This window comes from Bradyrhizobium sp. AUGA SZCCT0105 (genome assembly GCF_018129565.1).
Classification (GTDB): domain Bacteria; phylum Pseudomonadota; class Alphaproteobacteria; order Rhizobiales; family Xanthobacteraceae; genus Bradyrhizobium.
This window is the reverse complement of the sequence record NZ_JAFCMK010000006.1, coordinates 575898-600268: the sequence shown is the minus strand read 5'-3', so window position 1 is coordinate 600268 and position 24371 is coordinate 575898. Positions and strand designations below refer to the sequence as shown.

Annotated in this window: 22 protein-coding genes and 1 tRNA gene; 16 read left to right on the top strand and 7 right to left on the bottom strand. The window is 64.4% G+C overall.

The window, feature by feature from the left end:
* The 3 genes from JQ573_RS28970 to JQ573_RS28960 all read left to right on the top strand — a co-directional run.
* Window positions 1–3989, top strand: a 3989-nt coding sequence (locus JQ573_RS28970; RefSeq protein WP_212408764.1) for a response regulator, incomplete at its 5' end; no start/stop codon positions are given.
* A gap of 16 nt (window positions 3990–4005) precedes the next feature.
* Window positions 4006–5499, top strand: a complete 1494-nt coding sequence (locus tag JQ573_RS28965) for a sensor histidine kinase (RefSeq protein ID WP_212315433.1) — start codon at window positions 4006–4008, stop codon at window positions 5497–5499.
* A gap of 138 nt (window positions 5500–5637) precedes the next feature.
* Entirely contained in the window at window positions 5638–6981 is a 1344-nt protein-coding gene (locus JQ573_RS28960; protein WP_212314453.1) for a sorbosone dehydrogenase family protein, read from the top strand.
* Between the two features lie 18 nt (window positions 6982–6999).
* Here the strand turns inward: JQ573_RS28960 and JQ573_RS28955 are convergent, their stop codons facing one another.
* The gene (locus tag JQ573_RS28955) at window positions 7000–7257 is read right to left on the bottom strand and encodes a hypothetical protein (protein ID WP_092114459.1); all 258 of its coding nucleotides are present in this window, start codon (window positions 7255–7257) and stop codon (window positions 7000–7002) included.
* A gap of 191 nt (window positions 7258–7448) precedes the next feature.
* Between JQ573_RS28955 and JQ573_RS28950 the strand changes: the two genes are divergently transcribed.
* Window positions 7449–8267, top strand: a complete 819-nt coding sequence (locus JQ573_RS28950; protein ID WP_212314457.1) for an aminoglycoside phosphotransferase family protein — start codon at window positions 7449–7451, stop codon at window positions 8265–8267.
* Between the two features lie 12 nt (window positions 8268–8279).
* On the opposite strand, the gene JQ573_RS28945 is transcribed toward JQ573_RS28950, so the two are convergent.
* Window positions 8280–8447 carry a hypothetical protein gene (locus JQ573_RS28945; RefSeq protein ID WP_176531327.1) on the bottom strand — a complete coding sequence of 56 codons (168 nt, stop codon included), beginning with the start codon at window positions 8445–8447 and terminating at the stop codon, window positions 8280–8282.
* An 85-nt stretch (window positions 8448–8532) separates the two neighbouring features.
* A complete protein-coding gene (locus JQ573_RS28940) occupies window positions 8533–9003 on the bottom strand; it encodes a helix-turn-helix domain-containing protein (RefSeq protein ID WP_249132424.1) in 471 nt (156 codons plus the stop codon).
* Window positions 9004–9151: 148 nt separating this feature from the next.
* Here JQ573_RS28940 and JQ573_RS28935 point away from each other — a divergent pair, with 148 nt between their 5' ends.
* Window positions 9152–10072, top strand: coding sequence for an alpha/beta fold hydrolase (locus tag JQ573_RS28935; RefSeq protein ID WP_212314458.1), 921 nt, complete (start codon window positions 9152–9154; stop codon window positions 10070–10072).
* A gap of 141 nt (window positions 10073–10213) precedes the next feature.
* Here JQ573_RS28935 and JQ573_RS28930 read toward each other — a convergent pair whose 3' ends face one another.
* On the bottom strand, window positions 10214–10501 hold the full coding sequence (locus JQ573_RS28930) for a DUF5658 family protein (protein ID WP_249132423.1): 288 nt from the start codon (window positions 10499–10501) through the stop codon (window positions 10214–10216).
* A gap of 526 nt (window positions 10502–11027) precedes the next feature.
* Window positions 11028–11117: transfer RNA gene (locus JQ573_RS28925), tRNA-Ser, on the bottom strand.
* A 247-nt stretch (window positions 11118–11364) separates the two neighbouring features.
* Here JQ573_RS28925 and JQ573_RS28920 point away from each other — a divergent pair.
* On the top strand, window positions 11365–11796 hold the full coding sequence (locus JQ573_RS28920; protein ID WP_249132420.1) for a low molecular weight phosphatase family protein: 432 nt from the start codon (window positions 11365–11367) through the stop codon (window positions 11794–11796).
* Here the strand turns inward: JQ573_RS28920 and JQ573_RS28915 are convergent.
* A complete protein-coding gene (locus tag JQ573_RS28915) occupies window positions 11789–12223 on the bottom strand; it encodes an NUDIX domain-containing protein (protein ID WP_212314461.1) in 435 nt (144 codons plus the stop codon). The genes JQ573_RS28920 and JQ573_RS28915 overlap by 8 nt on opposite strands.
* Window positions 12224–13069: 846 nt before the next feature.
* On the opposite strand from JQ573_RS28915, the gene JQ573_RS28910 reads away from it, so the two are divergent.
* Window positions 13070–14002, top strand: coding sequence for a septal ring lytic transglycosylase RlpA family protein (locus JQ573_RS28910; RefSeq protein ID WP_212314464.1), 933 nt, complete (start codon window positions 13070–13072; stop codon window positions 14000–14002).
* A 50-nt stretch (window positions 14003–14052) separates the two neighbouring features.
* On the opposite strand, the gene JQ573_RS28905 is transcribed toward JQ573_RS28910, so the two are convergent.
* Window positions 14053–14988 carry an alpha/beta fold hydrolase gene (locus tag JQ573_RS28905; protein WP_212314465.1) on the bottom strand — a complete coding sequence of 312 codons (936 nt, stop codon included), beginning with the start codon at window positions 14986–14988 and terminating at the stop codon, window positions 14053–14055.
* A gap of 267 nt (window positions 14989–15255) precedes the next feature.
* Here JQ573_RS28905 and JQ573_RS28900 point away from each other — a divergent pair, with 267 nt between their 5' ends.
* From JQ573_RS28900 to JQ573_RS28860, 9 genes are all read left to right on the top strand, one after another.
* The gene (locus JQ573_RS28900; protein WP_409334705.1) at window positions 15256–16410 is read left to right on the top strand and encodes a D-alanyl-D-alanine carboxypeptidase family protein; all 1155 of its coding nucleotides are present in this window, start codon (window positions 15256–15258) and stop codon (window positions 16408–16410) included.
* A 1-nt stretch (window position 16411) separates the two neighbouring features.
* On the top strand, window positions 16412–17098 hold the full coding sequence (gene tmk / locus JQ573_RS28895; protein ID WP_212314467.1) for a dTMP kinase: 687 nt from the start codon (window positions 16412–16414) through the stop codon (window positions 17096–17098).
* Window positions 17095–18135, top strand: coding sequence for a DNA polymerase III subunit delta' (locus JQ573_RS28890; protein WP_212314468.1), 1041 nt, complete (start codon window positions 17095–17097; stop codon window positions 18133–18135). Before tmk ends, JQ573_RS28890 begins: the two co-directional genes overlap by 4 nt.
* Before the next feature lie 89 nt (window positions 18136–18224).
* Entirely contained in the window at window positions 18225–20198 is a 1974-nt protein-coding gene (gene metG / locus JQ573_RS28885; protein WP_212314469.1) for a methionine--tRNA ligase, read from the top strand.
* 14 nt (window positions 20199–20212) lie between these two features.
* The gene (locus tag JQ573_RS28880; protein WP_212315440.1) at window positions 20213–21004 is read left to right on the top strand and encodes a TatD family hydrolase; all 792 of its coding nucleotides are present in this window, start codon (window positions 20213–20215) and stop codon (window positions 21002–21004) included.
* Window positions 21001–21807, top strand: a complete 807-nt coding sequence (locus tag JQ573_RS28875) for an MBL fold metallo-hydrolase (protein WP_212314470.1) — start codon at window positions 21001–21003, stop codon at window positions 21805–21807. The genes JQ573_RS28880 and JQ573_RS28875 overlap by 4 nt, the downstream gene beginning before the upstream one ends.
* A gap of 129 nt (window positions 21808–21936) precedes the next feature.
* Window positions 21937–22773, top strand: a complete 837-nt coding sequence (gene lpxA, locus JQ573_RS28870) for an acyl-ACP--UDP-N-acetylglucosamine O-acyltransferase (RefSeq protein ID WP_212314471.1) — start codon at window positions 21937–21939, stop codon at window positions 22771–22773.
* 252 nt (window positions 22774–23025) lie between these two features.
* Window positions 23026–23784: a nitroreductase family protein gene (locus JQ573_RS28865; protein WP_212314473.1), complete on the top strand. Its 759-nt coding sequence runs from the start codon at window positions 23026–23028 to the stop codon at window positions 23782–23784.
* A complete protein-coding gene (locus JQ573_RS28860) occupies window positions 23765–24232 on the top strand; it encodes a MarR family winged helix-turn-helix transcriptional regulator (RefSeq protein WP_212314474.1) in 468 nt (155 codons plus the stop codon). Before JQ573_RS28865 ends, JQ573_RS28860 begins: the two co-directional genes overlap by 20 nt.
* Window positions 24233–24371 lie beyond the last annotated feature (139 nt).

Genomic DNA, 24371 nt, shown 5'->3' with positions numbered 1-24371 from the left:
CGCAGGTCCGCAACATCGCCGAAGTGACGACCGCCGTGGCGCGCGGCGACCTGTCGCGCAAGATCACGGTCGACGTGAAGGGCGAAATCCTCGAGCTGAAGAACACCATCAACACGATGGTGGACCAGCTCAACGGCTTCGCCGGCGAAGTCACGCGCGTGGCGCGCGAGGTTGGTACCGAAGGCAAGCTCGGCGGCCAGGCCGAAGTGCCCGGCGTCGCCGGCACGTGGAAGGACCTCACCGACAACGTCAACTTCATGGCGTCGAACCTGACTGCGCAGGTCCGCAACATCGCCGAAGTCGCGACCGCGATCGCCGGCGGCGATTTGTCGAAGAAGATCACGGTGGACGTGCGCGGCGAGATCCTGCTGCTCAAGGACACCCTGAACACGATGGTCGAGCAGCTGCGCTCGTTCGCCGCCGAAGTGACGCGCGTGGCGCGCGAGGTCGGCACCGAGGGACGGCTGGGCGGCCAGGCCGTGGTGCCCGGCGTCGGCGGCACCTGGAAGGACCTCACCGACAACGTCAACCTCCTGGCCGCGAACCTGACCACGCAGGTCCGCAACATCGCCGAAGTGACGACCGCCGTGGCGCGCGGCGACCTGTCGCGCAAGATCACGGTCGACGTGAAGGGCGAAATCCTCGAGCTGAAGAACACCATCAACACGATGGTCGACCAGCTCAACGCCTTCGCGGGCGAGGTGACGCGCGTCGCGCGCGAGGTCGGCACCGAGGGCAAGCTGGGCGGTCAGGCTGAGGTGCGCGGCGTCGCCGGTACCTGGAAGGACCTGACCGACACCGTCAACGTCATGGCGGCGAACCTGACCGAGCAGGTGCGCGGCATCGTCAAGGTGGTGACCGCGGTCGCCAATGGCGACCTGAAGCAGAACCTGACGGTGAAGTCGAAGGGCGAGGTGGCCGCGCTCGCCGACACCATCAACAACATGACCGAGACGCTTGCGACCTTCGCCGAACAGGTGACCAGCGTGGCGCGCGAAGTCGGCGTCGAGGGCCGGCTCGGCGGTCAGGCCAACGTGCCCGGCACCGAAGGCACCTGGAAGGACTTGACCGGCAACGTCAACCTGCTCGCAGCCAACCTGACCTCCCAGGTGCGCGCGATCGCGGAAGTGGCGACCGCCGTGACCAAGGGCGACCTGACGCGCTCGATCCAGGTCGACGTGCGCGGCGAAGTCGCGGAGCTCAAGGACAACATCAACACGATGATCGGCAACCTCCGTCTCACCACGGAGCGCAACACCGAGCAGGACTGGCTGAAGACCAATCTGGCGCGCTTCACCAACATGCTGCAGGGCCAGCGCGATCTTGCGACCGTTGGCCGCCTGCTGCTGACTGAGCTGGCGCCGCTGATCAACGCGCATATGGGCGTGATCTACCAGGTCGACAATCCCGAGAATGCGCAGCTGCGCTTGCTGTCGGCCTATGCCAGCGACAGCAGCAATCCGCATCCGCAAATCGTCCAGTTCGGCGAGGGACTGATCGGCCAGTGCGCACTCGACAAGCGCCAGCGCCTCGTCTCGGATATCCCCGGCGACGCGGTGCCGATCAATTCGGCGCTGATGCGGATCATGCCGAAGAACCTCGTTGTGTTCCCGGTGCAGTTCGAAAACCAGGTCAAGGCGGTGATCGAGCTATCGTCGATCTCGTCATTCACGACATCGCAGATCACCTTCCTCGAACAGCTGACCGACAGCATCGGCATCGTGCTCAACAGCATCGAGGCGACGATGCAGACCGAGGCGCTGCTCAAGCAGTCGCAGCAGCTCGCCGGCGAATTGCAGACCCAGCAGAAGGAATTGCAGCAGACCAACGACCAGCTCGAACAGAAGGCCCAGCAGCTTGCCGAACGCAACGTCGACGTCGAGCGCAAGAACCAGGAAATCGAGCAGGCCCGCCGCGCGCTGGAAGAGAAGGCGACCGAGCTGTCGCTGACCTCGAAGTACAAGTCCGAATTCCTCGCCAACATGTCGCACGAGCTGCGTACGCCGCTGAACTCGATCCTGATCCTGGGCCAGCAGCTCACCGAGAACCCGGACGGCAATCTGACCGGCAAGCAGGTCGAGTTCGCCCGCACCATTCATGGCGCCGGCACCGACCTGCTGAACCTGATCAGCGACATTCTCGATCTGTCCAAGATCGAGTCCGGCACGGTGACGGTCGATGCCGAGGAAATCCTCACCTCGAGCCTGCTCGAGACCGTCGGGCGGCCGTTCCGGCACGAGGCGGAGAACCGGCATCTCTCCTTCAGCATCGATGTCGACGCCAATCTTGCGCGCAGCATGGTGACCGACTCCAAGCGGCTGCAGCAGGTGCTGAAGAATCTGTTGTCGAATGCGTTCAAGTTCACCGCGGACGGCGGCGTCAGCCTGACCGTGTCGGCCGCACTCGGCGGCTGGAGCGCCGAGCATCCGATCCTGAACGCGGCACCGGCCGTCGTCGCATTCGAAGTGTCGGATACCGGCATCGGCATTCCCCAGGACAAGCAGAAGCTGATCTTCGAGGCGTTCCAGCAGGCCGATGCCGGCACCAGCCGCAAATATGGCGGTACGGGCCTTGGCCTTGCCATCAGCCGCGAGCTGGCCGGCCTGCTCGGAGGCGAGATTCATCTGCGAAGCGCGCCGGGTAAAGGCTCGACCTTTGTGCTCTATCTGCCGCTGAAATATGCCGGACCGTCGGTGGCCTTGCGCCCGCAGGCGCTGGCAATGCCGCACACGGCCGCGCCGGCGCTGCAGTCGTCCGGCACACAGGAGCGTGTGATCGAGCAGCTGCCGGACGACCGGCTCGATCTCGAGCCCGGCGACACGATCCTCTTGATCGTCGAGGACGACCCGCATTACGCGCGGGTGCTGATCGATCTGGCGCGCGACAAGGGCTTCAAGGTGCTGGTCGCAAGCCGCGGCGCCGAGGCGCTGGATCTCGCCAAGCAGTTCCAGCCGAGCGCGGTTTCGCTCGACGTCTTCCTGCCCGACATGCTGGGCTGGACGGTGCTGAGCCAGCTCAAGCACAATCCGCTGACCCGTCACATTCCAGTCCAGATCATTACGCTCGACGAGGACCGGCAACATGCGCTGGCACGCGGCGCCTTCTCCTTCGTCAACAAGCCGACCACGACCGAGGGGGTCAGCGCGGCGCTGTCGCAGATCAAGGAATACGCCAGACCGCGGCGCAAGCGTCTGCTGATTGTGGAGGACAATGCGGCGGAGCAGCTCAGCATCACCGAGTTGCTCGGCCACGAGGATATCGAGATCGTGACCAGCGGAACCGGGGCAGGGGCGCTGTCAACGTTGCGCGAGCATCCGTGCGACTGTGTCGTGCTCGATCTGCGCCTGCCCGACATGAGCGGCTTCGAGGTGCTGGATCAGATCCGCAAGGACGAAACGCTCTCCAATATACCCGTTGTGGTGTTTACCGGCCGGGAACTTTCGGCCGAAGAGGACGCGGAACTGCACACGATGGCGCGTAGCATCGTCGTCAAAGGCGTGGAGTCGCCGGAACGCCTGCTCGACGAAACGTCACTGTTCCTGCACCGTGTGATCACGGAATTGCCCGTCGAAAAACAGAGGATGCTGGAGAAGCTCAATAGTTCCGATGAGGATCTTATTGGCAAGACCGCGCTCCTGGTCGACGACGACGCCCGCAACATCTTCGCGCTGTCGAGCGTGCTGGAGCGGCGAGGTATGAAGGTGTTGACTGCGACAACCGGTCACGAGGCGATCTCGCTGGTCGAGTCCAATCCGAAGATCGCGATCGTGCTGATGGACATCATGATGCCGCAGATGGACGGTTACCAGACCATCGGCGCCATCCGGCAAAATCCCGCCTTTGCGCGGCTGCCGATCATCGCGCTGACCGCGAAGGCGATGAAAGGTGACCGGGAGAAATGCCTGGAAGCAGGCGCAACCGATTATCTGGCGAAACCCGTGAACACCGAGCAACTGCTGCTGGCGATCCGCATGTGGCTGCACCGCTGATCGGCGATCGAACATGATGGACCATGAAAAGGTGAACATCCTTCTGGTCGATGACCAGCCGGCCAAGCTGCTGGCTTATGAGGTCATCCTGAAGGAGCTCGGCGAGACGCTCGTGGCCGCTTCGTCGGGCCGCGAGGCGCTGGAGTTCCTGCTCAAGAATGAAGTCGCGGTCATTCTGGTCGACGTCTGCATGCCCGAGCTGGACGGCTTCGAGCTCGCAGCGATGATCCGCGAGCATCCGCGCTTTCAAAAGACCGCGATGATCTTCATCTCGGCAATCCAGGTCAGCGACATCGACCGGCTGCGCGGCTACGAGATGGGCGCGGTCGATTACGTGCCGGTGCCGGTTGTGCCGGAAGTGCTGCGCGCAAAGATCCGCGTGTTCGCCGAGCTCTACCGCAAGACGCGGCAACTCGAACGCCTCAATGCCGAGCTCGAAGACCGGGTGCGCGCCCGCACCGCCGAGCTCGAGCAATCGACCACCCGGCTGGTCGAAAGCGAGGCGCGTCGCAGCATGGCGATTGCCGCGGGCAAGATGGGCTCGTGGGACTGGGACTGGGTCAACGGCGACTGGATGTGGGACGAGGGGCAATACAAGATCTTCGGCGTCGATCCGAATTCCTTCGCACTGAACTCCGACAATATCCAACGGCTGTTTCATCCCGACGATGTCGAACAACTCCGCCAGGGCTGGACCGGCTTCGGCAACGGCCACACATCCTATGAGGCCGAATTCCGCGTCGTGCGGCCGGACGGCGAGATCCGCTGGTGCGTCGGCACGGCTGCGGCGACCAGCGACAGGAGCGGCAGGGTGGTGCGGGTCAGCGGCGTCACCGTCGACATCACCGATCGCAAGAAGGCCGAGGAACGGCAGAGCCTCTTGACCCGCGAGGTCGACCATCGCGCCAAGAACGCGCTCGCGCTGGCGCAGTCGATCGTGCGCCTGACGCGCGCGCAGAACGTGACCGCCTATGTGCGGGCGGTCGAGGGCCGCATCACGGCGCTGGCGCGGGTTCACACCGTGCTGTCGCTGTCGAGCTGGCAGGGCGCCGAGATCCGGCGGCTGGTGACCGAGGAGATCGCGCCTTATTCCGAGGCCGGGCAGATCCGGATCGCCGGCGGAGAGGTGCAGTTGCAGCCCGCGACCGCGCAGACGCTTGCGCTGGCGCTGCACGAGCTCGTCACCAACTCCGCCAAATATGGCAGCCTGTCGGTGTTGCCGGGCAGGCTCGCGATCACCTGGGAAGTGGCGGACGACACGCTGATCCTGGCCTGGGTGGAATCCGGCGGGCCTCCGGTGACCAAGCCGAAGCAGAAAGGCTTCGGCACACGAAGTGTCATCGCCAGCATCGAGACCCAGCTCGGCGGACGGGCCGATTTCGATTGGCGCGCCGAGGGCCTGATCTGCCGGCTCACGGTTCCCCTCAAGCCGCTTGTTGGAGACACGCCGGCGTTCCGCGAACCGACGACGGCCGAGCGCAAGCCCATGGTCCGTTCCAGGGCCGTGTAGTGCATCCTGTGGAGCACTCGCCTGTTGATGCGACGGCGCTCCCCAACGGACATTGATGCAGACGACATTGTGAACGCATCCTGCGCGCGAACTGCGCTATGAGCTGCGCGTCTGACAGGGACCTCGCGCGAGGAGCAAATGCGTAAGACAAATCTTGCCGGCGTGAGCATTTCCGTCGTCATCCTCGCAGCGACCAGCATCGCGCGGTCGGGCGCTGAACCTGTGCTGAAAGGCGCGGAGGCGTTCGGCGACTGGCAGCGCGACAGGCCGGGCACAGTGCGTCTGATCACGCCGCAGGACTTGCCCAAGCCGGGCGCAACGGCCTCCAGCAGCAATTCGTCCCGCGTCGTGTCGCGCCCCGCATCGGCGGTGCCGCAGGTGCCGGCGGGCTTCAAGGTCGAGTTGTTTGCGAGCGGGCTGAGTGGTCCGCGCATTATCCGGACCGCGCCCAACGGCGATATCTTCGTCGTCGAAACCAGCCCCGGCCGCATCCGTGTCCTGCGCAGCGCCGACGGCGCCACCAAGCCGGCGACCAATGAGGTCTACGCAGCCGGACTGAACCGGCCGTTCGGCATCGCGTTCTTTCCAAACGGCGACAATCCGCAATGGCTCTATGTCGCCAACACCGACAGCGTCGTGCGCTTTGCCTACCGCAACGGCGATCTCAGGGCGTTGGAAAAGCCTGAGATCATTGTCGCAAACCTTCCTCACGGCTACGGCCATTCCACGCGTGACATCGTGTTCACGCCTGACGACAAGCGCATGCTGGTGTCGGTCGGCTCCGCCGGCAACGCAGGCGAGGGCCTTGGCCGGCCGCCGGAAGGTATCGAAAGCTGGAGCCGCGACCACGCGCTTGGCGCGGCTTGGGGGTCGGAAACCGACCGTGCGGCTGTGCTGGCCTTCGATCCCGACGGCAAGAACCAGAAACTGTTCGCCACCGGTATCCGCAACTGCGTCGGACTTGCGATCCAGCCTGGAAGCGGCACGCCCTGGTGTTCGACCAACGAGCGCGACGGCCGCGGCGACAACCTCGTGCCCGACTATGTGACGCGTATCCGCGAGGGCGCGTTCTACGGCTGGCCCTGGTACTATATCGGCGCCAACGAAGACCCGGCGCATGCCGGCGTGCGGCCCGACCTCAAGGACAAGGTGACTACTCCCGACGTGTTGTTGCAGGCGCACTCGGCCTCACTCGGCCTGACCTTCTACACCGGCAGTAGTTTCCCGGCCGAATATCGCGGCGATGCGTTTGCAGCCGAACACGGCTCGTGGAATCGCGCGAAGCGGACCGGCTACAAGATCATTCGCATCAGGTTGAAGGACGGGGTGCCGACCGGCGAGTACGAGGATTTCGTCACCGGCTTTGTCATCGGCGACAATGAGGTCTGGGGCCGTCCGGTGGGTGTCACCGTGGCGCGGGACGGCGCGCTGCTGGTCTCCGAAGACGGCAACGGCACGATCTGGCGCGTCAGCCACGACTAGCCGTTCGGTCGACGGTCGCTACCCCAGCCCATCCTTGAGGCCGTATTCCTCATAGATGGTCAGGGGATCGGTATCGGGAAACAACCGGCACTTGGCTTGCGCAAGATGCAGCGTGACGGCTCCGGCCTCACATCTCGCGGTCAGGAGCTTCCGGACGTCCTCCATATGCGCGCGCGGCTGATGCTTCGACGGCAACTGCTCGAGCGCGACCAGCGCGGTGGCCAGAGCTTCCGTGACCACCCAATCGTCGTGTCCGGTAATTCCCTTTCGCGGCATCACCACACCCTCCGTCGCACCGGCTGCGACATTGTAGCGCGAGATGGGTGGGGGCTGTCATCAGCCAACATGAGCGGGGCGGCCAGGAACCGGTTGGCGCGCCCTGCCACGATGCGCCGCAGGGAACCAGCGTGGCGGCGCGCGCAGGCAATGCTTAGAACGACGGCTGCGTCACCCGGTCAGCCCGCCCGATGTTCGAACCCTATCTCTCGGCCTGGAGCCTCGTCCCCGACAGCGACCCGATCGTGACGCGCGCCGCACGGTTGCTGCCGGTGCGGCGGCACGGCGAGCCGGCAATGCTCAAGCTCTCGAACGAGCCGGGCGAACGCCTCGGCGCGATCGTCATGGAGTGGTGGGATGGCGACGGTGCGGCGCGCGTCCTTGCCCGTGACGGCGAGGCGCTCCTGCTCGAGAGGGCGATGGGCCCGGCTTCGCTCGGCGACATGGCGCGAACCGGCCGGGACGATGAGGCCTGCAGAATTCTTTGTGCAACGGCCGATCGGCTTCACGCCCGGCGGGCGAAACCGCGGCCGGACTTGACGCCACTGAAAGACTGGTTTCGCGAGCTGTGGCCGGCGGCGAGGGCGCACGGCGGCATCCTGAACCGATCGGCCGGCATCGCCGAAGCGCTGCTCGGCGATCAGCGCGAGATCGTGGTGCTGCACGGCGATCTGCACCATGACAATGTGCTCGACTTCGGTGCGCGCGGCTGGCTTGCGATCGATCCCAAGCATCTCGTCGGCGAGCGCGGCTTCGATTTCGCCAACATCTTCACCAATCCGGATCTTGCCGATCCGGCACGGCCGGTTGCGACCGAACCCGGACGTTTTGCCCGGCGTCTCGACATCGTCGCGGAAGCAGCAAAGCTGGATCGCCGTCGCTTGCTGTCATGGATCGTCGCCTGGACCGGCTTGTCGGCAGCGTGGTTCCTCGGCGATGACGATTCGCTCGCCGAAATCGACCTGCAGATTGCAAACCTTGCCGCGGCTGAACTCGACCGGACGGCGTAGGGTGCGCAGCGACTACGCTGCGGCGGCGCTGGCTCCGCTCAGCGACACACTCAAGATCCGCCATTTCGATATGTCGAAGAAGTAGGCGGCCTTGATACGCGCGGACGCGGGATCCGGCGCCTGAATCGCCGTGTGGAATTTCCGCTCCCCATCGCTCAGCGAAATCCGGAATGTCTGCATTGGTCGAACCTCCACGCGCGGATGCTGCGGCAAGGACGGTTAAGATCCGGTTGCTGGCAGCAATCCTGCAGGGCGCACGCGCGTCTCACGCGTTGCCGTTCTCATGTGAAGCCCGCGGCAGCCGCACCATGGTGTCTTCTGCACCAACGACGCGTCCGTCCTGCGCTCTCAGTTCAAGGCGGCGCACCGGCAGTCCATTCTTTCGATCGACCAGCAGCACATGCGCTTCGTCGGGCTCGAAGAAGAAATCCTCACCCCACTGCCGGAGCGCGACAAGGAGCGGGAACAGCCCGCGTCCCTTTTCGGTCAGCACATATTCCTGATACGGGCTGCCGTCCGCTGCAAGCACGGTCTCCATGATTCCGTGCGCCAGCAGATTGCGGAGCCGGGCGGAGAGGATGTTCTTGGCAAGCCCAAGGCTCTTCTGAAATTCGCCGAACCGGCGCAGCCCGTCGAATGCATCGCGGACGATCAACAGCGACCACCAGTCTCCGATCGCATCCAGCGGCCGGGCCACGCCGCACATCGAGTCCCTGTGGCTCACTCGCTTCGCCATCGTGGTCCGCCTGACGCTCCTCAATCCATATTCTGATCGGTGCACGGCCCGAAAGACCCGCTCCGTCGCGGTCTCGATATATCGGTTGCAAAGTAAAACCACAAGCGATACACGATGGTTTCAATCTAAAACCATCCGAGGCCAAGCCATGATCCAGCCCGACGCCAGCTTCGCCGGCACCTTTCCGTTCACGCCGCATTTCACCGCGGCTCCAGGTTTCCGGATGCATTATGTCGACGAAGGCCCGCGAGACGGCGAGGTGGCGCTCTGCCTGCATGGCGAACCGACCTGGGGCTATCTGTTTCGCCATCTGGTGCCGGCCCTCAGCGCGACGCAGCGCGTGGTCGTTCCGGATCACATGGGGTTCGGCAAGAGCGCGACCCCGGCGCAGCGCAGCTATTGGCTGCAGGACCATGTCGACAATCTCGAAGCGCTGGTCCTTGCGCTCGATCTCACCGACATCACGCTGGTCATGCATGACTTTGGCGGCCCCGTCGGCATGGGGTTTGCGGTCAGGCATCCGGATCGTATCCGCCGCATCATCTCGGCCAACGGGCCGACGCCGTTCGGGCAGAGCGATCTGTTCGAGCGCGTCACCGCCAATGCGCTGGCTTCGCCGTGGTTTCAATGGATCGCAAAAGCCGAGGCGAACGGCGAGCTCGAGCCGGTGCTCGGACAGCTCGGCTTCAACATCCTGAGCACGCTCAAGCTCAATGGTTTCGAGAACAACGCCGTCATCACCGACGCCTGGCTCGCCGCCTACGGCGCACCCTTTGCACGTCCGGCCGACTGCCTCGGCGCGATCGGATGGGCCAGGGGCTTTGCGACCGGTGCGCACAGGTTCGACGCGCCGGATCACACAGCCGACCGCGCGATCCGCAGCAGGCCGGCGCTCGCCATCTGGGGCGAGGCGGACCGCACGCTGCACGCAGAGCATTTCCTGCCGCTGTTTTCCGCGATCTTCCCGGCGGCACCGGTCAGGCGTCTTGCCGGCGTCGGGCATTACTGTCTTGAGGATGCCCCGGAGGAAATCAGCGGCCTGATCGCGGAGTTCATCCGGCAGACCTGACTGCGTGCCCGATCGCATGCGCGGGGGCAGGGCAGCAATGGCGCTGGTTAGGTTGCAGAGGGTTCGGGCGTTGATCGGGTTATGCCTGCTCGCAGCAAACGAGCAGGACGCTCACGTCGCCATATCTGGACTAGTGTGGGTTCAGCTCGCGCCCGCGATAATGACGAGGTTGTTGATGACAGGCGTTGAGCAAAACGCCACCACAAGGGCAATCCTGGAAAGACTTTGGCTGCGCCAAAGCAACGCGATGACAAGGAACGTCAAACCTAATTTCGGGATCAGCCACCAGGCGCCGAACCAAGTCTGGGCCATCTCCATGAACGGGTTTGCCTCGCCGAACCCGAGCTCCAAGATCCTGTTGGTGGTCGCGAGGTCCGCGCATCCAAGGAGCAGCACGGAGAGCAGCAGCAGTGCCTTGACCCAGTTCATTTCAGCCTCTTGGTGCCGAGCGCCAGACTGGCAACGACCCCATCATTCATGCTGATTCGTTAATTGTTGGTTTGGGCAGGGGATTCAACCGCGGCACCTGGATGGGCTCCCAGCCAGTCAGCATACCGCTGCTCCGGTTACCCCCCTTGCATTTGCTCTAAACGACACCAGCGCCCCTGGTCGCCGCTGGCCCGGCTCTCGCAAATCGCCTCCTTGCGTAGCCGATCAGCGGGGACTCGATCGTGCGCCAGGGGATCTCCGCCAAGACGCAGACAACCGGAAGTGCAAGGCAACCTGCAAGCGGACGGCCGAAGCCAATGAACACGTCGTAGACAACCATGTGGAATAGATAGAGCGAATAGCATCTGCGTCCCGGCCATATGAACGGACGGAGCAGTTCTGTCCGTTCCATGTTGGCGCCCAACCACATATTCGCGCAGCATGCCAACGCTGCGATTGAAAGAAAGCCGAAGGGTTCAACCATGACGGCATACGCCACATCGCAAAGCGGCGGCACGCAGTGCATTGGCGGAAGGGGTGGGATTCGAACCCACGGTACCCTTGCGGGCACGCCGGTTTTCAAGACCGGTGCCTTAAACCACTCGGCCACCCTTCCGGATCATTCGGATCAGGCCCTTAGCGTAGGGCGACGCCGAACGCAACGCGAACTTGGTGAGAACACCGGAGCGAAATGGGCCGCTTGCCCGGTCCACCGGCAGCGAACCGACTGAATTTGAGCGAGAGGACAACCTGGCCTTCGGCCGATGCTACGGCGCCGAGGCCGCAGCAATAGGCTGCGGGTCATCGTCGCATGCACGCACCACGGTTGACCGCGACCACCGCCGCTGGCCATCATGATGTCCATGAAGCGTGTCCTGTTCCTTTGCACCGGCAACTACTACCGCAGTCGATACGCAGAGGAACTGTTCAACCACCTTGCCCGCAGCGAAAGCCTGCCGTGGCGCGCCTCCTCGCGAGGCGCCGCCGAACGGGGCTCGCCCGACAATGTCGGCGCCATGTCGGTGTTTGCCGACGACCGGCTTCGCGCCAACGGCATCGTTCCGGAGGGCGCTGCGCGCTATCCGCAGTCATGTTCATTGGCTGACTTCGACGGCGTGGACCTGGTGATTGCGCTCAAGGAGGCTGAGCATCGCCCGCTGATCGAGCGGCGGTTCCCCGAGGTCGCCGACAACGTGACTTACTGGCATGTGCACGATATCGACGTTGCCCATCCCGCGGTTGCGCTGCCGATGATCGACGAGCTCGTCCGCGAGCTGGTTTCATCGCTCAGGTAACCGGTTCGCGCTTCAGGAAGATCGCGAGCGCATATTCCGCCGGGCGTGCGAGCCTGCCGCTGATGCATTCGAGATCATCGACGGCGACGATCTCGAGGCGGCCTTCAGTGACCTTCAACCGGTCGATCGGCACGTCCCACGCGAGGAACACCTCGCCGCGAAGGGTGCCGCCTGGCGTCGAATGATCCGGCCCGAGATAACGACCGATCAGCTCAAAGCGCTCGGGCGGCAGGTAATAGCCAATCTCCTCGTGGATTTCGCGCACCACGCATTCCAGGAACGTCTCGCTGCCTTCCTTCCGCCCGCCGAACAGGCTGACCTTGCCGGGGTCGGAGACGTGAGGCAGGTCGTCGCGCAATTGCATCAGCAACCGGCCATCCGTGCTGACCAGCAGGGCGGACGTTCCTTCTCGTAACCCGCCGGTCATGCGCGAATCCTCTCGCGGGAAAGGTGGAGGGGTGCGTCAAGACCGGGGCTGGGAGAAGACGGCGGATCTGCTGCGCGGATCATCTCAGCGGGGTAGACGTCTGGCTGGTATCGCCAGCACTCTGACGCTGAAGCCGGAGGTCGAGCGGCGAGGGTCGCCGCGGTCTTTCGCGTGGACGCAGATGGCGCCCAAGACATCATGTGTTCAGCCGAAAGCGAAGGCCAGCAGGCTGGAGCACAGCAGCACGAGGCTTGCTGCGGTCAGGGTAAGAAATCCGTCGGAGACCAAATCGTGATTACGCATGATACACCTGCTTTCTACCGATGCTCATCCGAATTGATTAAAGCTTTCCGAACATTCGCTCCTGGAAAGAGGTGACGCGTCTTTCCGCCTTCAACGGACTGTCAGGCCCTGTGCCGATAGCCTTCCACGGCATGCGCCAAGAAGATCGCCGCACTCACCAGGCCCATCACCGCTGTAACCGTCTCGATCATCGCAAACTTCCTTTGCGCCCCACGTCCGAGAGAAAACGATTGCAGCCTTGCACAGTCAAAAAGATTCAATTGTTGGAATTGAAGATGCCCCCCGACTGATGATTTGCTGCAACAGTGTGTCTGATCGCGGGACACGCGAGGGCGTTTTGCGCGCACGGAAGGTCCGTAGAAGGACGGAGGAGGCGCAACAGACCATTCACCAAGACGCCACCGCCCGATGGCTCTCCCCATTTCCGCCGTGTTCCGGTTGCGATATCTTCACCATCTGCTGCGGAGGTGGGCCGCACAGCGACAGAATCGATCCCGACGCCTCGAAGTAGGCGCGGGTCCTGCAGAATGGTACTTGGGGCAGATGGGGATTAGACGGCCAGATTCGATGATCCGGACGGCACGTGGCGCCGTTGCGGTGGCCTCGTGCCTCGTCCTCGCCAATTGCGCCTCCTCGAACCAGCTCACCAGCCGGATCGATCCCAAGTACGGCGTGTCCTCGAGCCCGCGGGTCGTGGCGCTCGGTGACCCCGTGCCGAAGGGCGGCGGCACCTACCGGATCGGCAAGCCCTATGTCGTCGCCGGCCGCACCTATGTGCCGGAAGAGAACGAGAACTATCGCGCCGAGGGCATGGCGTCCTGGTACGGCGATGATTTCCACGGCCGCCTGACCGCCAATGGCGAGGTGTTCGACATGGGCTCGCTCACGGCCGCCCATCCGACCCTGCCGATGCCGAGCTACGCGCGCGTCACCAATCTGAGCAACGGCAAATCGCTCGTCGTTCGCGTCAACGACCGCGGCCCGTACCACGGCAACCGCCTCATAGACGTCTCGAACAAGGCCGCCGAACTGCTTGATTTTAAAGGCAATGGTGTCGCGCGCGTCCGCGTCGAATACGTCGGGCGAGCGCCGCTCGAAGGCTCCGACGACCGCCAGCTGATGGCAACCCTGCGCACCGGAACACCGGCGCCGTCGCCGTCGATGGTCCGGGTCGCCTCCGCGCGGCCGTTCGTGCCGGAAATGTCGTCTTCGTCGGGCCGGGTCCGCGGCGATGTCCCGCTGCCTGAAGGGCGGCCCTACAGCCTCGGCAACACCCAGTCCGACTATGCCTCGGTCAGCGCCACCTCGGAAATGTCGGCCTCGAGCCGGTCACACCGCCGCGTGCCGAACAATCCGCGCGAGGTGTCCTACGAGGGTGACGCGCGCTACGCCGCGGCCCCGAGCCCGGCGGCGGCCTATGTGCCGATCGACGCGCGTGGACCGGCCGAGGTGCTGAGCGGGCGCGGGCTCTACTGAAGCAAGCCACTTACTGAATCAAGTCGTGGCGAATCAAGCCTTTGGCCTGATCATTTCAGAAATGCGATCAGCGCCGCGTTGACCTCGGCCGGGCGCTCCTGCTGGATCCAGTGACCGGCGCCCTCGATGATCAGCTTCTGCCGCAGGTTCGGCAGCACGCGCTCCATGTCCGCGACCCGCTTGGCACCGATCAGCCCGGTAATCACCGAATCGTTCGAGCCGGCGATGAACAGCGACGGCTGATGAATCTGCGCATCCTGCCAGGGCGCGGTCAGCTCCCAATTGCGATCGAGATTGCGGTACCAGTTGAGACCGCCGCGGAAGCCGGACTGCCGGTAGCCCTCGGCGAATTCGGCGATGTCGGCCTCGGTCAGCCAGGCCGGCAGCGGCATTCCGGTCGGCAGCTTGCCGAGGAAGCCCTTGGCTTCGTCGACGAACATCGAGCTCGGATCGGAAACGCCGCGCCCGAGCACCAGCCGCATGGTGTGGACGATGTCGCGCTCGAACTCGGCCTCCGCCACGCCGGGCGGCTGGAAGTACTGCCAATAGAAATTGGTGATGCCGCCCTCGCGCAAGGTTTCCAGCGGACGGCCGCGGCCACGGAACGGCGGCGGCACGCTGAGGCCGGCGACCTTGGTGAAGATATCAGGACGGAACAGGGCCGCGTGCCAGGCGACCGGCGCGCCCCAATCGTGACCGACGATCATCGCCTTCCGCTCGCCGAGCGCGGCCACCAGCGCGACCATGTCGCCCACCGTATCGAATATCGTGTAGGCGCCGAGATCGGCCGGCGCGGTGGTCCGGCCGAAGCCGCGCATGTCAGGGGCTGCGACCCGGAAGCCTGCCGCGGCGAGGGCTGCGATCTGGTGCCGCCATGAGTAAGACAGCTCCGGCCAGCCATGGCAGAGCACGACCAGTGGGCCTTGCCCGGCCTCACGCACGAACATGTCGATGCCGTTGGCGGAAATGGTGCGGGAGGATGACATTCGCGTTTCCGCCTTGTTTGCCGGTTCTGCTGTCGTTAGCTGGTTCCAAGGATACGGGCGTTCAGCGCAGCCGGCAATCCAGCCGGCCGTGTACAAGCGGCGAAACCTCAGTTGTTTGCGATACTTCCAGCTGTTAGAACGCAGTCTTTCAGGACATCGCCGATGGCAGCCCAGATCGCAATTCCCCGCACGTTGTTCGCTCGCGCCGGGCGTTCTTGGCGTGGCCTGGTCGCGGCCGCGGTCGTGCTGGCGATCGGCTGCGGCGGGATGGTCTATGCCGCCAACAACAGCGTCCAGGGTGCCAAGAAGGAAGATGGCGGGTTCGACGGCGATGCGCCGACCGCGATCCTGGTCGAGGCCTCCTCGGGCAGCGTGCTGTTCGAGAAGAATGCCGATGAGCTGCGCGCGCCCTCCAGCATGATGAAGCTGATGACGGCCGAGGTGGTGTTCGACGCCATCAAGAAGGGCGACATCAAGCTGACCGACGAGTACCGGATCAGCGAGAACGCCTGGCGGCGGGGCGGGGCGCCGTCCGGGACCTCCACGATGTTCGCGGCGATCAACAGCAAGGTCTCCGTCGACGACCTCCTGCACGGTGCGATCATCCCGAGCGGCAACGACGCCTGCATCGCGCTCGCCGAAGGCATCGCCGGCAACGAGCATACTTTTGCGACCGACTTCATGACCAAGCGCGCCCGCGAGCTCGGTATGACCAAGTCGACCTTCGGCAATTCCAACGGGCTGCCCGACCCGACCAACAAGATGACGGTGCGGGAACTCGCGGTGCTGGCGCGCCACATCATCCTGACTTACCCGGACCGCTACAAGCTTTTCGGCGAGAAGGAATTCACCTGGAACAAGATCCGCCAGCAGAACCGCAACCCGCTGCTGAACGCTTTGCCCGGCGCCGACGGCCTGAAGACCGGCTACACCAAGGAAGGCGGCTACGGCATGGTCGGCTCGGCCGTGCAGAACGACACGCGGCTGATCGTCGTGGTCAACGGCCTCGAGGATTCCGAAGATCGCGCCACCGAAGCCAAGAAGATGCTGGAATGGGGGTTCCGCAGCTTCGAGACCCGGGTCCTGATCGCGGCTAACCAGCCGGTCGGCTACGCCCGGGTGTTCGGCGGCGAGAGCCGCTCGGTCAAGCTGGTCAGCCCCGATCCGATCAAGGTGATGGTGTCGAAGAACGGCAACGACAAGCTGCTCGCGCGTGTCATCTATAGCGGCCCGGTCAAGGCGCCGATCACCGCCGGCCAGCAGATCGGCGTCGTCCGGGTCTGGCGCGGCGGCAATGTCGCGATGGAGACTCCGGTGTTCGCGGCGGATGCCGTCGGCACGGGATCGACGATGCGCCGCGCGCTCGACGGCGCCCAGGAGCTTGTGATCGGAATGTTCCGCGCAGGGGTCGAGAAGCTCTGACATGGCGGAAGCAGCAGTCCAACGGCCGAGCTTGCGCGGTCGCTTCATCACCTTTGAGGGTGGCGAGGGATCGGGGAAATCGACCCAGATCCGCAAGCTCGCCGAACGGCTCGATGTCGCCAAGCTGCGCGCGATCGTGACCCGTGAGCCCGGCGGCTCGCCAGGGGCCGAGATCATCCGTCACCTCGTGTTGTCGGGGATGGGCAAGCTGCTCGGGCCGGAAGCCGAGACGCTGCTGTTTGCCGCCGCGCGCGACGATCATGTCCGCACTGTGATCCTGCCGGCGCTCAACCAGGGCATCTGGGTGCTGTGCGATCGCTTCTTCGATTCCACGCGCGCCTATCAAGGCCAGCTCGGGCAGGTGTCGCCCGGCCTCGTCAATGCCATGCAGCGCGTCACCATCGGCGATCTGAAGCCCGACCTCACCTTCATCCTCGATGTGCCGGTCGAGGTCGGACTGCAACGCGCGGCTCTGCGCCGCGGCAATGCCACGGCGGATCGCTTCGAGGCCGAGGGCATCAAGTTCCATCAGGATTTGCGCGACGCCTACCGCCGGATCGCGGCTGACGATCCGCAGCGCTGTGTGCTGATCGACGCGACGGCCGATCCGGACACGGTTGCGGCACGGATCTGGGCCGCGCTGCGCGAGCATCTGCGCGCAACGCTCACCGCAGACACTCCCGCATGAGCGCACGCAAGGTCGAACAGGAGAACCCCGCTCGCCACCCGCGCGAAACCCCCGATCTGTTCGGGCATCGCGAGGCGGAGACCGCCTTGCTCGATGCCTATCGCAGCGGACGAATTCCGCATGCCTGGCTGATCGGCGGCGCGCAGGGCATCGGCAAGGCCACGCTGGCCTATCGCATGGCGCGGTTTGTGCTCGCATTCCGCAATCCGAAGTCATCCCAGGTTCAGGCGGCGCCGACGCTGCGGGTCGATCCGTCCGATCCGGTGGCGCGCCAGATCACGGCGGGCGCCCATGGCGGGCTCTTGGTGCTAGAGCGCGGCCTCAACGACCGCGGCGTGATGCGCACCGTGATCACGGTCGACGAGACGCGCGAGACGATCTCGTTCTTCGGCTCGACCGCCGCGGTCGACGGCTGGCGCGTCTGCATCGTCGACACGGTCGATGAGCTCAATCCCAATGCCGCCAACGCGCTGCTGAAAATCCTCGAGGAGCCGCCGCAGCAGTCGCTGTTCCTGCTGGTCAGCCACGCGCCGTCACGGGTGCTGCCGACCATCCTGTCCCGCTGCCGCAAATTGTTGCTGCGGCCACTGGAGACCGGCGATGTGGTGCGCGCGGCCACGGCCGCAACCGACATCGAGGCCGACGATCCTGCGCTGGCGGAAGCCGCGGCAGCGTCCGAGGGCAGCGTCGGGCGGGCGCTGACGCTGCTCGGCGGCGATGCGCTCAAGCTGCAGCAACGCACCGCCGCGCTGCTGGCAACGCTTCCGAGCGTCGATCCGCGCGAGCTGCACGCGCTGGGCGATGCGCTCGGCACCAGCGACCGCGTCGCGCTTGCCGCTTTCATCGATGGCATCGATCGCTGGATGAGCGAGCGCATGCGAACCGGCGACGCCAATGCCAATCTGCCGCGCCTTGCACGGCTGGCGGAGGTATGGGAAAAGATCGTCCGCGCCGCGCGCGATACCGAAGCCTACAATCTGGAGCGCAAGCCGCTGGTTTTCTCGGTGTTTTCGATGCTCGCGGACGCGACCCGATAGACGTCTCGTCTAACAACGCACCCGTCCGAAAACACATCCGTCTGACAACACTCCCGATAATCTCGTTTCGATCTGCAAAGGATTCCGTGGTGGCGACCGCTAAGAAGAAATCGTCGAAGAAGGCCAAGAAGACGAAGAAGGCATCGCCCGCTCGCGTGACCAGCAAAGCCACGGCGAAGTCGCGCGCGGCCAAGGCCAAGAAGGGTGGGCGCGTCACCAAAAAGGCGAAGAAAGCCACCAAGGCCAAGACGGGTGCCAAGAAGCCGGCGGCAAAGAAGGTCGCCAAAAAGGCCGTCAAGAAGGCTGCGAAGAAGACCGCCAAGAAGGTTGCCACGAAGCCCACCAAGGCTCCGCCGAAGAAGGCAGCGGCGGCCGCCATGGCTCCGGCTGCAAGGAAGCCCGCAGTGCCGAAAGCTCCGGCTGCCGAGAAGGCACCGAAGGCGGCAACGGTCCACGCGCCCAGGCAACCCAAACCCGCAGCGACGGCTGCTGCGCGCGCGTCCGTCCCGGCACCTGCCGCGGACCGCGGCAACGCCTACTACATCACGACCGCGATCGCGTATCCGAACGGTCAGCCGCATATCGGCCACGCCTATGAGGCGATCGCGACCGATGCGCTGGCGCGCTTCCAGCGGCTCGACGGCAAGGACGTGTTCTTCCTGACCGGCACCGACGAGCACGGACAGAAGATGATCCAGACCGCGGCAGGCGAGGGGATGACGCCGTACGATCTCGCCACCCGCAACGCCGCGCGCTTCAAGGAGATGGACGAACGGCTCAATGTCTCGTTCGACCGTTTCATCCGCACCTCGGAGCCCGCGCACCACAAATCGGTGCAGGAAATCTGGCGCCGCATGCAGGACAATGGCGACATCTATATCGACGCCTATGCCGGCTGGTACTCGGTGCGCGACGAGGCTTATTACGCCGAGGACGAGACCACGGTCGGCGAGGACAATGTTCGCCGCGGCCCGCAGGGCACGCCGGTCGAATGGGTCGAGGAGAAGAGCTATTTCTTCAAGCTGTCGGCCTACCAGGACAAGCTCTTGCATCTCTACGAGAGCCAGCCCGATTTCATCGGCCCGGATTCGCGCCGCAACGAGGTAATGAGCTTCGTGCGGGGCGGGCTGAAGGATCTCTCGATCTCGCGCACCACCTTCGACTGGGGCGTCAAGGTCCCGGGCGATCCCGAGCACGTGATGTATGTCTGGGTCGACGCCCTGACCAACTACATCACCGGCGTCGGCTATCCCGACGAGAGCGATAAGCACTGGCGCTACTGGCCGGCCGACGTGCACATCATCGGCAAGGACATCATCCGCTTCCATGCCGTGTACTGGCCGGCCTTCCTGATGTCGGCCGGCATCCCGTTGCAAAGGCGCGTCTATGCGCACGGCTTCCTGTTCAACAGGGGCGAGAAGATGTCGAAGTCGGTCGGCAACGTGGTCGATCCCTTCAATCTGGCCAACCAGTACGGCGTCGATCAGGTGCGCTACTTCTTCCTGCGCGAAGTGCCGTTCGGCCAGGACGGCAACTACAACCACGAGGCCATCGTCGCGCGCATCAATGCCGATCTCGCCAATGATTTCGGCAATCTCGCGCAGCGTTCGCTGTCGATGATCGCCAAACAACTCGGCGGCGTGCTGCCGGAGCCCGGCGAATTCAGCGACAGCGACAAGGCGATCCTGGCGCAGGCCGACGCCATGCTGGAGACGTCGCGGACCGCGATGGCGACGCAGCAGATCCATCAATGGCTCAACACGGTCTGGGCCGTGGTCGCCGAAGCCAACCGCTACTTTGCCGGCGAGGCGCCATGGGCCTTGGCGAAGACCGATCCGGCACGCCAGAAGACGGTGCTCTATGTCACCGCAGAGGTGGTGCGCCAGATCGCGATCATGGCGCAGGCGGTGATGCCGGAATCCTGCGGCAAGATGCTCGACACCCTCGGCATAACAGCGGATGCGCGCAGCTTCGCGGCGATCGCCGAGCGCATCAGGCCGGGTACGGCTCTGCCGGCGCCCGTCGGCGTGTTTCCGCGCTATGTGGAACCGAAGACCGAGTGAGTGGTTCGAAATTCATGCTGGTCGACAGTCACTGCCATCTGGACTTTCCTGATTTCGCCGACGATCTCGACGGGATCGTCGGGCGCGCCGAAGCGGCCGGCATCGGTCGCATCGTCACGATCTCGACCCGGGTGAGGCGGCTCGGCGGCCTGCTTGCGATCACGGAGCGCTTTCCGGACATCTACTGTTCGGTCGGCACTCATCCGCATCATGCCGATGAAGAGGACGGCATCCCGGCCAGCGAACTGATCGAGCTGACGAAGCATCCGAAGGTCGTGGCGCTCGGCGAGGCCGGGCTCGATTACTTCTATGAGCATGGTTCGCGCGAGGCCCAGGAGCGCGGCTTTCGCGCGCATATCGCCGCGGCCCGCGAAACCGAGCTGCCGCTCGTGATCCACACCCGGGAGGCCGACGAGGATTGCGGCCGCATCCTGGAGGACGAAATCGCGAAGGGGCCGTTCAAGGCCGTCCTGCACTGCTACACCGGCGGCCGCGAGCTGGCGATGAAGGCAATCGCGCTCGGGCTGTCGATCTCGTTCACGGGCATCCTGACCTTCAAGAAGTCGGACACCCTGCGTGCGCTGGCCGCCGAGCTACCGGCCGACCGCATCATGGTCGAGACCGATGCGCCGTATCTTGCGCCCGGAAAATTCCGCGGCAAGCGCAACGAGCCGTCCTATGTTGTCGAGGTCGCCAAGGTGCTCGCCGAGACCCGCGGCGTCTCGCTCGAGGAGATCTCGCGGCAGACCACCGAAAACTTCTTCCGGCTGTTCTCCAAGGTGCCGGCGCCGAAGGTTGCTGCATGACGCTGACACTGACCATTCTGGGCTGCGGCTCATCCGCCGGCGTGCCGCGTCCGGCGCTCGGCTGGGGCGCCTGCGATCCCAACAATCCCAAGAATCGCCGCCGCCGCTGCTCAATCATGGCCGAGCGCACCATGGAGCACGGCACCACGCGGGTCGTCATCGATACGTCGCCCGACCTGCGTGAGCAGCTGATCGACGCCAATGTCGAGCACATCGACGCGGTGTTCCTGACGCATGAGCATGCCGACCAGACCCACGGCATCGACGATCTGCGCTCGGTGGTGCTGCACCAGCGCCGCCGCATCCCGGTCTACTTCAACCAGTCGACCGCCAAGGACATCATGGCGCGGTTCTCCTATTGCTTCATCTCGCCGGAAGGCAGCGACTATCCGCCGATCCTAACCCGGCATTCGATCGAGGCCGGCGAGAGCCACACGGTGCAGGGGAAGGGCGGTCCGCTGAAGCTCGAGGCCTTCCTGGTGCAGCATGGCCAGATTCCCGCGCTCGGCTACCGCATCGGCGACGCCGCCTACACGCCCGATCTGCACGACATTCCCGAAGAGAGCTGGCCGACGCTTGAAGGTCTCGATCTCTGGATCGTCGACGGCCTGCGCTATGCGCCGCATCCCAGCCATTTCAGCGTCGCCGACGCATTGTCATGGATCGAGCGCTTCAAGCCGAAGCGCGCGGTCATCACCAACATGCATTCCGACCTCGACTACGAGGTGCTGCGGCAGAGCCTGCCGGCCGGCGTGATCCCGGCCTATGACGGCATGCGGCTGACGCTCGATCGGGCAGGCTGAAGCAACCGGTCGCGTCGCGCGGCAAATTAATCCGACCGGTCACACCCGGCGGACGGCATTTGAGCTTGCACTCTGCTTGAGCTTGCACTCTGCTGGAGGTCGCGAATAATCCATTTTTGAGGGAACTAGATGCTCATCGATCCCACTGCGCGGATTGAGGATGGGGCGGTGATCGGCGCCGGCACGTCGATTGGTCCTTATTGCGTTATTGGTTCCCGTGTCGTTATCGGCGCAAACTGCAAGCTGATCGCCCACGTACACATGACCGCGGAGACCACGATCGGTGGCGGCTGCACGATCTATCCGTTCGTCTCGCTCGGCACGCCTCCGCAAGCCCTGAGCTATCGCGGCGAACTGACCAAACTTCAGATCGGACAGGACTGCACGATCCGCGAGCACGTCACCATGAATGCCGGAACCGTCGCGGGTGGCGGTGTTACCCGCGTCGGCGATCGCGGCTATTTCATGAACTGCAGCCATGTCGGTCACGACTGCGTCATAGGGAACGACGTCATCTTCGCCACGTCCGCGACGCTGGGCGGCCATTGCGAAATCGGCAATTTTGTCTTTATGGGAGGCCTCTCATCCGCCCATCAATTCGTTCGAATTGGGGCGCAGGCGATGATCGGGGCTACGAGTTGCGTACGTGGCGACGTCATCCCGTTTGGCCTTGCAAGCGGTCAGTACGCGGGTCTCGCCGGGCTCAACCTGGTTGGCATGCGACGCCGCGAATTTACCCGCGAACGCCTCGCGGTGATCCGCGCGTTCTATCAGAAGCTATTTCGCGGCCCTGGCGTGTTTGCCGCGCGTCTGCACGAGGTAAGGCAATTGGCCGACGCGGATCCCGCGATTGCAGAAATCCTGGCCTTCATCGACGCGGTAAGGCATCGCTCGCTGTGTCTGCCGGCGAACGACGATCATGTGATTGCCTCACCCCGAAGCCGTTTCGCTGAATCGAGCCGATAGCACCGCGGAAATTTCCGGATCTTTCGGCCGATGTCGTCGGGATCGTGCGGGCTCCGTCACCCGCGCGCCTTGCCTCTGCTCGACCGCGGCGCAGAGGACTTCCCCATTTCAGATCGGGTTTCCCGCGACCACCGCCATGAACCCGCCGCCCGGCGGGCGGCGTCGGTTGCACAAGATCGCCAACGGTCCTGTCTTGACCTTTCACGCAAAGGGCATATCGTTATGATCATAACGATATGCCGGGAGGAGCAGATGACGGAAGCTGTGGCAACGCGCGATTACACTGATCGCACGCGATATGACGCGCTGATGGATGTCGTGAAGAACCGCCTGACGACCCGGGCGTTCGATTCCAGCTACGCGATGCCGGCCGAGCATTACGACATGATCCTGGAGGCCGCGCGGCACGCGCCGTCGGGCGCCAATGCGCAACCCTGGCATTTCATTGCGGTCACCGATCAGGATCTGAAGAACAGGATCACGGAATATTTCCGCGAGGAGCAGGTCGCGCGCGCCCGGCTCAAGATGAAGTTTCCAACGCCCGATTATCGCGGCCTCGCGTCGGCTCCCGGCTTCATCGTCGTCGCCAGCGACTTCCGTTGGGTCAAGGCGTTTCCGGTGCTCAACGACGGCTCCGAGCTCGACAAGATGTACAAGGAGAATGCCGAGCGGATCCTGCTGCAGAGCGTGGCGGCGGCGACGATGTCGGCGCATCTGGCGGCGGCCGCGCTCGGCTATAACGTCTGGTGGGTGACCGCGATCGGGCAGGAGAAGGCGCAGCAGGCGATGAAGCCGCTGCTCGGCATCCCCGATGAATTATCCGTGCTCGACATCATGTGCTTCGGTCCGCCGGCCAAGCCGCCGTACAAGCGCTGGAAGAAGAGCCTGGCCGATATCAGCAACTGGAACAGGTTCGATGATCAGCACTTCATGACCGAAGCCCAGATCGACGAATGGGTTTCGACCACGCGCCACAAGGTGATGTACCGCGATGCCGAGAACGTCGACTAAGGCAGCGGCGCCGGTCAGGCGCGTTGCGTCGGACTACAGGCTGGAGGACCAGGTCGGCTTCCTGCTGCGCCGGGCCTATCAACGCGCCTCGTCGAACCTGGTAGACCGGATCGGATCCTACGACCTGACGGCCCCGCAATATGCGACCTTGGCCCGGCTCTACGAGCGCGGGGCGCTGTCGCAGAACCTGCTCGGGCGGCTGGTCGCAATGGAGCCGGCCAATATCCGCGACGTCGTGCTGCGGCTGAAGAAGCGCCGCCTGGTCGCGACCCGGCGCGATGCGACCGACAAACGGCTGATCCTGATTGATCTGACCACAGCCGGCGTGGCGCTGGTCGAGCAGTTGATCCCGATCGAGATCGAATGCACCGTGACGACGCTGGCACCGCTCGATGTCGCCGAGAGGAAGCAGCTCTATGATCTGCTCGGCCGTCTGGCCGATGGCTGAGCCAGCGCCACATACTCGCCGTCGTCCCTGCCTAGTGCGCATTTGCGCACGGGAGCAGGGACCCATAACCACAGGGCATCGTGGTTGAAGTAAGCTGTCGCTCCAGCTTTGCAACACAATCGGCATTCGTCGTTATGGG

What these genes read in the sequence shown, in the direction of transcription:
- JQ573_RS28960 (WP_212314453.1), top strand. Translation starts at nt 5,638, where the DNA reads ATGCGTAAGACAAATCTTGCCGGCGTGAGCATTTCCGTCGTCATCCTC.
- JQ573_RS28935 (WP_212314458.1), top strand. Translation starts at nt 9,152, where the DNA reads ATGATCCAGCCCGACGCCAGCTTCGCCGGCACCTTTCCGTTCACGCCG.
- JQ573_RS28910 (WP_212314464.1), top strand. Translation starts at nt 13,070, where the DNA reads ATGGGGATTAGACGGCCAGATTCGATGATCCGGACGGCACGTGGCGCC.
- JQ573_RS28920 (WP_249132420.1), top strand. Translation starts at nt 11,365, where the DNA reads ATGAAGCGTGTCCTGTTCCTTTGCACCGGCAACTACTACCGCAGTCGA.
- lpxA (WP_212314471.1), top strand. Translation starts at nt 21,937, where the DNA reads ATGCTCATCGATCCCACTGCGCGGATTGAGGATGGGGCGGTGATCGGC.
- JQ573_RS28890 (WP_212314468.1), top strand. Translation starts at nt 17,095, where the DNA reads ATGAGCGCACGCAAGGTCGAACAGGAGAACCCCGCTCGCCACCCGCGC.
- JQ573_RS28860 (WP_212314474.1), top strand. Translation starts at nt 23,765, where the DNA reads ATGCCGAGAACGTCGACTAAGGCAGCGGCGCCGGTCAGGCGCGTTGCG.
- JQ573_RS28865 (WP_212314473.1), top strand. Translation starts at nt 23,026, where the DNA reads ATGACGGAAGCTGTGGCAACGCGCGATTACACTGATCGCACGCGATAT.
- JQ573_RS28930 (WP_249132423.1), bottom strand. Translation starts at nt 10,501, where the DNA reads ATGAACTGGGTCAAGGCACTGCTGCTGCTCTCCGTGCTGCTCCTTGGA.
- JQ573_RS28965 (WP_212315433.1), top strand. Translation starts at nt 4,006, where the DNA reads ATGGACCATGAAAAGGTGAACATCCTTCTGGTCGATGACCAGCCGGCC.
- JQ573_RS28915 (WP_212314461.1), bottom strand. Translation starts at nt 12,223, where the DNA reads ATGACCGGCGGGTTACGAGAAGGAACGTCCGCCCTGCTGGTCAGCACG.
- JQ573_RS28905 (WP_212314465.1), bottom strand. Translation starts at nt 14,988, where the DNA reads ATGTCATCCTCCCGCACCATTTCCGCCAACGGCATCGACATGTTCGTG.
- tmk (WP_212314467.1), top strand. Translation starts at nt 16,412, where the DNA reads ATGGCGGAAGCAGCAGTCCAACGGCCGAGCTTGCGCGGTCGCTTCATC.
- JQ573_RS28900 (WP_409334705.1), top strand. Translation starts at nt 15,256, where the DNA reads ATGGTCTATGCCGCCAACAACAGCGTCCAGGGTGCCAAGAAGGAAGAT.
- JQ573_RS28880 (WP_212315440.1), top strand. Translation starts at nt 20,213, where the DNA reads ATGCTGGTCGACAGTCACTGCCATCTGGACTTTCCTGATTTCGCCGAC.
- JQ573_RS28955 (WP_092114459.1), bottom strand. Translation starts at nt 7,257, where the DNA reads ATGCCGCGAAAGGGAATTACCGGACACGACGATTGGGTGGTCACGGAA.
- JQ573_RS28950 (WP_212314457.1), top strand. Translation starts at nt 7,449, where the DNA reads ATGTTCGAACCCTATCTCTCGGCCTGGAGCCTCGTCCCCGACAGCGAC.
- JQ573_RS28940 (WP_249132424.1), bottom strand. Translation starts at nt 9,003, where the DNA reads ATGGCGAAGCGAGTGAGCCACAGGGACTCGATGTGCGGCGTGGCCCGG.
- JQ573_RS28945 (WP_176531327.1), bottom strand. Translation starts at nt 8,447, where the DNA reads ATGCAGACATTCCGGATTTCGCTGAGCGATGGGGAGCGGAAATTCCAC.
- JQ573_RS28875 (WP_212314470.1), top strand. Translation starts at nt 21,001, where the DNA reads ATGACGCTGACACTGACCATTCTGGGCTGCGGCTCATCCGCCGGCGTG.